Origin of the sequence: Idiomarina sp. 28-8 (genome assembly GCF_000320945.2) — a bacterium.
In the GTDB taxonomy this organism is placed as follows: Bacteria; Pseudomonadota; Gammaproteobacteria; order Enterobacterales; family Alteromonadaceae; genus Idiomarina; species Idiomarina loihiensis.
On record NZ_DF266795.1, the window covers coordinates 64,456 to 70,896 of the forward strand.

The 6,441-nt window shown below is 45.9% G+C and carries 6 protein-coding genes; all 6 read left to right on the top strand.

Features of this window, described 5'->3' with window-relative positions:
* Positions 1-125: 125 nt before the first annotated feature.
* Positions 126-1,583, top strand: coding sequence for a gamma-mobile-trio recombinase GmtY (gene gmtY / locus RJ32_RS14315; RefSeq protein WP_034823164.1), 1,458 nt, complete (start codon positions 126-128; stop codon positions 1,581-1,583).
* Positions 1,583-4,243: an integrase family protein gene (locus tag RJ32_RS14320; protein WP_034823166.1), complete on the top strand. Its 2,661-nt coding sequence runs from the start codon at positions 1,583-1,585 to the stop codon at positions 4,241-4,243. Before gmtY ends, RJ32_RS14320 begins: the two co-directional genes overlap by 1 nt.
* The gene (gene gmtX, locus RJ32_RS14325; protein ID WP_034823168.1) at positions 4,243-4,920 is read left to right on the top strand and encodes a gamma-mobile-trio protein GmtX; all 678 of its coding nucleotides are present in this window, start codon (positions 4,243-4,245) and stop codon (positions 4,918-4,920) included. The genes RJ32_RS14320 and gmtX overlap by 1 nt, the downstream gene beginning before the upstream one ends.
* A complete protein-coding gene (locus tag RJ32_RS14330; RefSeq protein ID WP_034823170.1) occupies positions 4,920-5,357 on the top strand; it encodes a VPA1267 family protein in 438 nt (145 codons plus the stop codon). Before gmtX ends, RJ32_RS14330 begins: the two co-directional genes overlap by 1 nt.
* Positions 5,358-5,380: 23 nt before the next feature.
* Positions 5,381-5,779 (top strand): hypothetical protein, encoded by a 399-nt coding sequence (locus tag RJ32_RS15260; RefSeq protein WP_235598966.1) that lies wholly within the window; start codon positions 5,381-5,383, stop codon positions 5,777-5,779.
* On the top strand, positions 5,760-6,441 hold a 682-nt coding region (locus RJ32_RS15265), incomplete at its 3' end, for a helix-hairpin-helix domain-containing protein (RefSeq protein WP_304607994.1). The genes RJ32_RS15260 and RJ32_RS15265, both read left to right, overlap by 20 nt.

Genomic DNA, 6,441 nt, shown 5'->3' on the forward strand with positions numbered 1-6,441 from the left:
TTATATATAGTACCTTGAACTATGTATATTGTGTATTAAGGCAGAGAAATCTGCCTTTTTATTTGACAAGAAACACTTTAGCATTGTAGTGTATTGTATGTTTAATGTGTATAAAGGAATGAACCTTGTCATCGGTTAAAGTCAAAGCAACTATCGTAGAAGATAATACTGGCATTAAAAGTCAGCTCCCCATCTTGATCACCGAACAAGGTGAAGTTGGTTCAGTTACCGATTACTTGCTAAAGATGGAAGCTGATGGTGCTAGTAATGCTTTAATGAATGGTTTTATACAAGCCACTTCTTTGCTCTTGGATTACATGGAAGCCAACAAAGGATTATTTGAAGATCCTAAAATGCTATTCCAAACCTTTGCTAAGCGTCTTTACACAGGCACCATCGGTGAAGATGGTTTAGATCCCTCTGGCTTGTACTGGGTGCCAAGCTCAACTGATAACGTCAATAAACATATTCATCGATTAACGGCATTTACTGATTGGCTGGCTAACAAGCATGGCGCAGAGCCAATGAACCCTTTGCGAGATGCCACACCTCATGAGCAACGCCTTAATTACGCTGCTTGGTATCGAAAAAACCAACATGACTTCCTTGGACATATTGAAGATAAAACCGTTAACAAAACCATCCGTAAAGCTCGCACAATGAAAGGACGCACTCCATTGACGAAAGCCGAAGACGATGCTTTAGCATTCCCAGATAAGCATTGGGAATCATTCTATAAAGATGGTATTGGCGGAGCAAAAGATCCACGAGTTGCGCTGAGAGATAAGCTTATGCTGCTCTTGATGCACGGTGGCGGTTTGCGTGAAAGTGAAGCTATTATGCTGTGGGTGACTGATGTACTTGAAGATCCGTATGACCCTGAAAAAGCGATAGTTCGAATTTACAACGAAGTCGATGGTAAAGCACCCGAAGGTTGGCGTAGTCGCTCAGGGACAAAAACCAGAGAAGCCTATTTACAAGAAAAATACGCTCGTATACCACGCAAACGAATGAAAGGCACGGCATACGTTGGCTGGAAAACAAGAGTTGTAGACCATCGAGATAACTACATACAAGTTCAGTGGTTTCCAACGGATTATGGCAAGGTTTTTATGTCACTGTGGAAGAGTTACCAAAAATATCGAGCCAGTATTGACTGCCATCACCCCTATGCGTTCATTTCATTCCATCACAGCGCCCTTGGAAACCCATACACTTTGAATGCGTTTCACCAAAGCTATGCGGCGGGATTAAGGCGCATTGGCTTAGAACCAAGCAAATCGGAAGGGTTAGACCCGCACGGTCATCGTCATAGCTATGGCAGACGCTTAGAGCGTTCAGGACTTAACCCGTTGGTGATACGACGATGTATGCACCATAAATCACTGGAGTCTCAAGTTCCCTACACAGGTAAAGGGCAGCAGGAAATTTCCGATGAACTCAACAAGGCCACGCTACAATTGGCAAATCCTGAGTCCAAAGTCAAAGCGCTCGACTGGAAAGAGTTGGTCGAGCATGGTTTTGACGACATTGACCCGCAAGGGTATTTCACAGGTAAGCACCCCAAATTGCGAGGTAAATAATGGCTAGAACTAAAGGCAGAAAAAATGACGGACGTGCATCGGACTTAACGTTTAAATGGATGCTCACCACCCTTGGCCCTGAGTGGCAGCAATGGCAGGAATTAGCCGCTGAGTGGATGGCGACACAGCATGCGGGGATTGACGACAAGCGTAGAGCGTTGGCCTGTTTTTTTGAGTCCTACCTGTTGGAGTACGCTCCCTATGCAACTGATATTGGTCTGTTTTTCAAGGGCTACAATGGCCATATCTGCTCCACTGAAGAGCTAGAAGCTAGCGTGAGAAAAACTATTAACTCCCCCAGCGCAGTATCAATGTCTATCAACTACCCCTGTGACTTCATTAATTACGTCATTGAACATCATCTATCTGAAGAAGATGATAGCGGCAACTTAACACCACTGGTTCGCAATCCGCTGAGCAAAATTAAGACCCAAGGCTCACACACTGAAACCGTGCGCAACCCACTTCCGTATCGTTACATCCAAGACCTGCGCCAAATTCTGTGTCCATTGCCAGATAAAGCGGAACTGACGGTGATTGAGCAAAACCTACCACAAGGCGAGTCGTTACTGCCTAGCTATCACTACCGCCATTTCAAGCATTGGACATGGGCACAAGAGCAGACAGGGCAAGGCAAAAAGAGTGGCGATTGGTTTGAAGTTGAGCCTGACTTGATTGATAAATCCGACCCCGATTGCGTGTGGCGCACTAAAGAAGTGACTAGAGATAAAAAAAGAATCACCCTCCACCAAATCTGGTCACCTGTCAAAGCGATGGTTATATTTATGAAGCTGCATCTGCCACTGCGCACCTATCAAGTGCGTATGTTAGACAGTGGTGAAGCGGATACGTGGCGTTATGAAAGCGGTCATTGGAAGCTCAATGACAAGCATGACTTTGCGCTCGGTAGCGAAAAACGCCCTTTTGGTAAAGGCATCTTTCACCGTATCCATGACACCATGACAGGCCAGTATTCCACAGGTTTGTATATCAACACCAACAAAACCGCCGACCAGAATAAAGATGAACTTGAGCGGGGCTATATTATTCCTTGGCAAAACGAAGAGGTACTATATTGGCTGGAAAAACTGCGTAACTGGCAGGGAAAATATAACCCTATAGCGAAACCGACAGATTGCACCGCACTGCTAAGGAAACATATTGGCAAACAGTATTCACAAACCCAGTTAGAGAGCATGGGGGAAATTGCCTTTCTGTTTCGGGATGCGTCAGCGAAAGGGGATGACCGCTCTAAACCAATTATATATACGGCTATGGATACTTTCTGGTATCAACTCTTGCAAACACTGGAAAACCAGCTTGCTGAGCAAGGTAATACGCTTGATAATGGAGAGCGACTTAAACTGGTTGTGGATTACCCAGAAGACACTCCAGAATACGCTAAGGTTGCCACAAATTTCCCCCTGCACAGCTTGCGTGTATCGCTGATAACTGCCTACACGATGGATACCCAATTGCCACTACCTGTCATATCCAAACTACTGGCAGGGCACTCACGTATCCTAATGACCATCTACTACAACAAAATCACCCCGTCCGTGATGGCGGAAAAAATGAGTGAAGCCGAGGGGGAGCTTGAGGGTAAAGCCAAGCAGTCAGTGCGCAACTTCCTCAAAGATGCCTCACTAGCGCAAATTCAATGCAAAATGGTCTACCATAAAGAAGACAGTATTCAGGCAGCCCTGGTTAACCGTAATCCCATCGGCTGGGAGGAGCGTTCAGCTGGCTTATGTTTGGTCGGAGGCAACACCGTAAAATCCGATGAAGTCAGTACGCTGGGCGGGTGCTGGAACGGCGGTGAGTTGATTAGAGATTCAAGTGCTGCCAGTAATCGCATCTATGACAGCGTACCGCATGGCCCTGAAAACTGCATTCGTTGCCGTTGGTTTATTACTGAGGCGCGATACCTGCCAGCGCTTAACGCGCAGTTTAATCAACTCAGTTACAAGGCGCACCAGGCGGCTAACCTATCGGTTGAAATCGAGGGTGAGTTAGAAGCGCTCAAAGACGAGCAGTTCTTCTGTGAAGAGCAAGGTACGCCTTTTACCAAACATAATGACATGCAGGTTCTACAGCGCCGCTATGAAAAGCAACAAGTAGAGGCCGATGAATACACCAAAGACTGGATAGCGTGCTTCGAGCTAATCAGCAAAATCATTCACGTCGAGGAAGCCCGAAATGAGGATGACACCAAAGATAAGCTGATTGCCGTGGGTGCGGAGCAAGATATCAGCTACGCCTTGAAGTTTATCGAAACCGACTCAGAGCTTTTACACCTCTCCTTGCTATGTGACGATGCCGAATTCTTCCCTGACTTGCAGGATGAACTTCGTAAAACGCCCGCTATTGAAAAGCGCTCCCGCCAACTTAGTCGTGCTCTGATGAAGAAAGGCTTTGAGCCTATCTTTATGGAAATGGATGAGAAACAGCAGCTAATCGCTGGTAATGCCATGCTACGCCAAATGGCAAAGATAGCCGACCCTGACGATAAAATGGAAGGCTACCGTAAAGTGGCTAATTACATCGAAGCGGGTGAGTACCTGTCTAATCACAAGCTATTTAACGCTGGCATGAATGCACTGTCGGATAAGTCCTTGCGCTTAGAAAATCTCACCCAACCTGCGCTCTTGGAGGGTTAATGGACATTAATATTGATATCATCTTGGCTGACTTAAAAGACGACAAAGTGCCAAGAACCCAAAAAAACCTAGATAAGCTTAACGACATCCTGAAAGCCTATGTAGAATCGGGGCAGCGTGATTTCTCCATTACACAAATGGGGCGAGTATCAGCAGCAGAGGGTGGCCCAGGTTACGAAGCGTTACGAGCAACCAAAAACAAGCACTACCGCACCTTGATTGAAGCATGGGCAGCAAAGTGCAAAACAACCACCAAAAAGCCGTTATCGCCAACCTCACGCTCTAAGTCTGTTCCACAGGATAATAAACTGCTTGAGCGTATTCCAGACACTGCGGTACGGGCTTTGTTTGGTCAGATTATTGCCGAGCGCAACCGTTATCGCAAAGAGGTTAATCTGCTAAAACAGCACGCGAATATTACCATTGATAAGCGTCCTGTACGTCAGTTTGATGCAAGCGCAGAGCCGAGTGTTGAAGTCTTGCCTTCACTATCTGGCATCTTGACCGAATCCGAGAAGAAAGCCTTAGCCTACGCTATCTCTGACGAATGTATGGAAAAACATAACTGGCAAACCACACAAGCTGGCCAAGTTAAAGACATGGAATACAACATAGAAATATTCCCTAGAGGCTTTGCGACAGGTCTACGCAAGTTGTTAGGTGAGGTAGATGATTAATGGCGAACGGTCCGCAAAGAGCGCAGCAGAACCTCGAAGCATTTGAAGTATGGCAAGCCACTCAAACTGATGATGACTTTAAGCAGATCGCCTTTAAAGGCAAGCTCAACCGTATCGAAGTAGCAAAAGGGGTCGGTTGCGGCAAGTCTGCCCTTAACCAAAATCCAGCGCTTAGAAAAGCGCTCAAGGCATTAGAGGACAAACTGCGTGATAAAGGTATACTCCCGCCACTGACCGAATCTGCAAAGAGCAATGCTGACAAACCAAAGCAATACGACAACACGGCTAATCGCAAGCTGCTCGACTCAAAACGAGTATCGACCTTAGAGGCTGAAAACATTGAGCTAAAAGCCAGAGTTAAAGAGCTGGAAGGTAAACTGGAGCGGTTTGGCGAACTGAATGAAACCTTGTCAGAAATGGGGTTCATGCCACGGTGAATGTTGCACTCCATCAAGACCAAATGCGTGTCACGAGTATTCCTTACAGCTCTACCAAAATGGTGATATTCAGTGGCGTGCCACTGAAAAAAAACTCATACAAAACTAACAGTGGCAAGTATTACGTCACCATCAAAGCTGATCCAGATGCCATCCCCGTTCAACCAGCCCTCGGCCAACACTGGTCGGTTAAAGGCCATCGTTTAATAGAAGAAATGGAAACGGGTGATTACGTGATGCAGCAGCATACCTATGAATCACCAGAACACATCGAATGCAGCCTGCCAGAAACGGGTGAACAGCTTATTCGCTTTATTGCCAGAGAAAGTGATTTCAAAGGTATCGGTGAAAGTAAAGCTAGAGCACTCTGGGAACTGTTAGGAAAGGATTTTCACCCAACGGTTGGAAAAAGACACTCGTGAATCAAGAGAGCGCCTTAGAAGTGTCCTGAGTGAAGATTCTATCAATGCGTTATTTGAAGGTTACGCCAAATATAAAAATCTGGCCTACTGCAACTGGATGACCGAACACAAGATACCAGCAAGTATTCAGCAGCGCTTATTGAAGCATCATGGAGAAGAGTCCATTGAGGCTATTAAACAAAATCCGTATGTCCTTATTGGGTTTGGGATGTCGTTTACGGATGTCGATAAACTGGTTAATTTTGACCAGTTTAAGATCACAGCTTGTGATCACCGCAGACTAAGTGCCGCACTTGAAACCGCGATTCGCAAAGAGATTGAGAAAGGCCACACCTATACAACTCAAGCGTGCTTACGCCCATACCTAACCAAATTGCTCAAAGATAAGGAACTGGTGACGGAAGCGTTTAAAGCAGGTCACAACAAAGCGCAATACATCCTAAACCCCGACACTGGCTCTTATCATCCAACTGCCCAGTTGTTGATGGAAAATGTCGTTGCCAAACGACTTAAAGCACTAGCTAATCAAAACAACCTTTATGACGAAGTTGCAAATTCTGCATATTGCTCTTCGGTTGGTGAATTACCATACGAGCTAACCAAGAAGCAGATTGAAGCAGTGACAACGTGTTTGGATAACGCCGTGAGCTGTATTACGGGCG

What these genes read in the sequence shown, in the direction of transcription:
- RJ32_RS14320 (WP_034823166.1), top strand. Translation starts at nt 1,583, where the DNA reads ATGGCTAGAACTAAAGGCAGAAAAAATGACGGACGTGCATCGGACTTA.
- gmtX (WP_034823168.1), top strand. Translation starts at nt 4,243, where the DNA reads ATGGACATTAATATTGATATCATCTTGGCTGACTTAAAAGACGACAAA.
- RJ32_RS14330 (WP_034823170.1), top strand. Translation starts at nt 4,920, where the DNA reads ATGGCGAACGGTCCGCAAAGAGCGCAGCAGAACCTCGAAGCATTTGAA.
- RJ32_RS15260 (WP_235598966.1), top strand. Translation starts at nt 5,381, where the DNA reads ATGCGTGTCACGAGTATTCCTTACAGCTCTACCAAAATGGTGATATTC.